The organism is Synechococcus sp. B60.1 (genome assembly GCF_047462555.1).
In the GTDB taxonomy this organism is placed as follows: domain Bacteria; phylum Cyanobacteriota; class Cyanobacteriia; order Thermostichales; family Thermostichaceae; genus Thermostichus.
Window position 1 is genome coordinate 5,231 of record NZ_JANSJN010000077.1, and the last position, 2,945, is coordinate 8,175.

Genomic DNA, 2,945 nt, shown 5'->3' on the forward strand with positions numbered 1-2,945 from the left:
CGGGGGCGCAGACAAGAGTCTTTTGCCCAAATCGGCAATTTGCCGGCCTGTATATCGAAAAGATTGAACGTCGAAAGAAACTCCCACTCGATGAGTACGGGCCTGTTGCATGACAGCATGGGGAAAATAGCCTACCCCAAACGTGATCTGAGGGTGCTCAAGAGGCCCATAGTGGCCACGATTGCCCTCCAGCAGATGCCGCACCACGGCCTCTCCATACTTTTCCGGGATCCGGCCCTCTGGGGTAACAAAATCGGGGCTGTAATCTTGGTGCATCGCCTGCCAGATCACCCGTTCGGGATCTGGAGTTTGGCTAAGCACCACCACTTGAAATAAGGCATCCACAGGCTGTGCCCCCAAAGCCAGAGACGAGCGGCTAGTCTCACAGTATAGAGAGGATCAAGCCGCAGGCAGCCTTGCTATAGGAGCCTACGAGCTCGAGTTTCCTCTGCCAGCACCATATTCAAGCCCGGATTGCTGCGCAGCAGGCCGGCTACGTAGAGGGTGTAGACTTTACCTGCCTCTAACTGGAGGTCAAACCGTTGCAAGGGAATGCTCCGGCTGGGAGATATCTGCCCACCTGAAGCAGAAGGGGCTGTAGCCACCTGGATTTGGGTAAAGCCGGGGCGCATGGCTTGAAAGGTGGATACTTGCCCAAAGGCCAACTGGGGCAACAGCACCCGGCCTTGCTCCCCTTGCCATTGCAGGGCCGGCGCATCAGGGGCAGCGTGGACAAACCGCACCAGGGCTTGATCAAATAGAGGGTTGATATTGTCTTCCAGTACCAAGGCCGTCACGCGATTGGGCTCGTCGGCGGCCACCACTGAGAACACTCCCCCGCCCCTGAGGTTGGCCACAGTCCTGGCCACAACCGTTCGCGCAACGGAGTCCTTAGAACCCGAGGGCTGGCCAGGGTTCTCAGGTGTTGAAAACAAAACAATGTCGTACTCGCCCGCCGGCATGCGCACGTATTCGCTCACTGCGCCATAGGCTACACCCTGGGCAGCCCTTACCCCTCCCACTTCCAAGTCAATCCGAGGGGCATCGGGGGCCACATGCACCAAGCGCACCTGCACTTCCGCCACCTCTGCAGAGGCTATGGGGATGGCACAACCCGCCAAAAGGCCCGTCACTAAAGACCCACCCACTGCGCAGAGAACTGCGCTTACCCACTGTCGCACCATGTTGACGCTCACTCCTACTCCTCACACCCAACATTCACTCGGAGAGCGAGCTGTTGAATTCCTCCAAACAAAGGGCCCTTTCGCTCCCCGCAAGGTTCACATTGGCGCAAGGGATCCCCTCTCCTGCGGCCAAAGAACCTGCTCTTGTCTTACCCCAGTTTTGCGCCTGATGCCATAGAGCCGGGCAGGATTGGTCGACTCCCCTAAATCAAAGGGATCCCGGCGACGGGATCAAGAAGAACTGGGCGAGAAGAGCGGCGGCTGAACAAGCGGAAATAGGTGCTGACGGCCAACTCTTTCAGCGGGAAAAGCAGGTAGGTGAGGGGGTTGATGGTAACGATGATGTTGCGGCAGTCGCGTTTGGCCTGGGCCAGGATCTGGGCGGCCACCCAATCGCCTGACATCACTCCAATGGGATTGAGCTGGCTCTTGAAGGGGCCGAGGATGAGCTTGCGCACCACGCAGGGAGCGTCCAGGCGGCGCAGGGTAACCAGATCCCCTAGGGCCCGCTTGGAGAGCTCGTAGAGGGGGCTAAAGGCAGGGCTGACCTCGGCTTCTGAGGTGTTTACCCAAACCTCTTTGGTGGCCACTTCCGGATTGTTGCGCACCGTCTGAAAGAACAGCTCCATCAGGCGCCATGCCGAGAAGGTGTTGACGGCGTAGGACTGGCGGACAGACTCGGGATCCCGCTCCCCATGCACGTTGAGGCCGTGGTTGATGACCAAGATATCGACCCGCTCCAGGAGTTCGGCCAGGGATCCCTCCTGCCCCACCTGCCAGCGAACGGTCTCCACCGGCTGGAGCTGACCGTCCACTGCGATGGCAACTGAATCCGCATGGGAGCTAAGGGCAATGACTTTGGCTCCGTGGCGGTGAAAGTGCTGCAAGAGGGCCCGGCCCAGGGTGCCAGAAGCGCCGGTGACGGCCACGCGTTTGCCCTTGAAAGAGAGACTGGTGCCCATGATCCGATCCACCAAGGTTAGGGTGCCGCAAAAGTAGGCGTTGGTATCGTCGAAGTGGTGCCGCCAGTGGTAGGCGCGGTTCACATACCACTGCGCAGGAGGGGAAGGGAAAGGCCCCGGCTGGTGGGTGATATCCGTCTGCAGAGCCAGCCCCCAGCCCCGCAGCGCGCCGGCAACTAGAAAACTGGCCGAGTAGAGTACCCCCACTGCCGCTGCCAGGCCGTAGAAGAGGGATCCCTGTCCCAAGAGCACTACCCAAGGGATCCCGGCTAGAACCATCGTTGCTGCCTCGGGGACATCGTGGTGCCACTGGGATTCTCGGTATAACTTGGGGTCTACCACGCTGAGATCGGGGCGGAACAGGCGGTGGTGCAGGGTGTGCTTGGGCAGCAGCCAGGGCCACTGGTGGGCCAGCCAATGGCGCACATCCCGCACGATCTCCGCCCAAAGGACGGAAGCCAAGGCAATAGTTCCAACCTCCAGCCACTGAGTTACGCTGCTAACATCCATAGGGTTTAAACCATCCTGAGCTCGCCGTCGCCTCTTGGCATCAACCTCCCACAGTTGGCGACCCTCAAAAATCATCCCAAAGATCCCTGAGACAATCATCCTAGACCGCGAGCAAGAGGGCAAACGGCTGCCTTTGGGATCCCAGCTTCTTCTGCAAGCTTGTTTTCCCTCACCCCTGGCCCTTCTCCCAAAGAGAGAAATCAAGGAGTTGGGGGCGGAAGCTGGCGGATCTCCACAACATCTCCCACTTGCAAGCCCAGGGCCGCCGCCGTCCCGCCGCGGAACTCCA

3 protein-coding genes are annotated in these 2,945 nt (G+C 59.8%); all 3 read right to left on the bottom strand.

Annotation, left to right across the window (positions count from 1 at the left end; translation table 11 throughout):
* Positions 1-345 (bottom strand): FAD-dependent thymidylate synthase (locus NW863_RS09405; RefSeq protein WP_414365943.1); only part of this gene is annotated, 345 nt, incomplete at its 3' end.
* 74 nt (positions 346-419) lie between these two features.
* On the bottom strand, positions 420-1,196 hold the full coding sequence (locus tag NW863_RS09410) for a DUF4397 domain-containing protein (protein ID WP_414365944.1): 777 nt from the start codon (positions 1,194-1,196) through the stop codon (positions 420-422).
* Between the two features lie 191 nt (positions 1,197-1,387).
* Positions 1,388-2,656 (bottom strand): bifunctional sterol desaturase/short chain dehydrogenase, encoded by a 1,269-nt coding sequence (locus NW863_RS09415; RefSeq protein ID WP_414365945.1) that lies wholly within the window; start codon positions 2,654-2,656, stop codon positions 1,388-1,390.
* Positions 2,657-2,945: the final 289 nt, after the last annotated feature.

Coding starts and splice junctions, on each gene's coding strand:
- NW863_RS09415 (WP_414365945.1), bottom strand. CDS start 2,656: ATGGATGTTAGCAGCGTAACTCAGTGGCTGGAGGTTGGAACTATTGCC.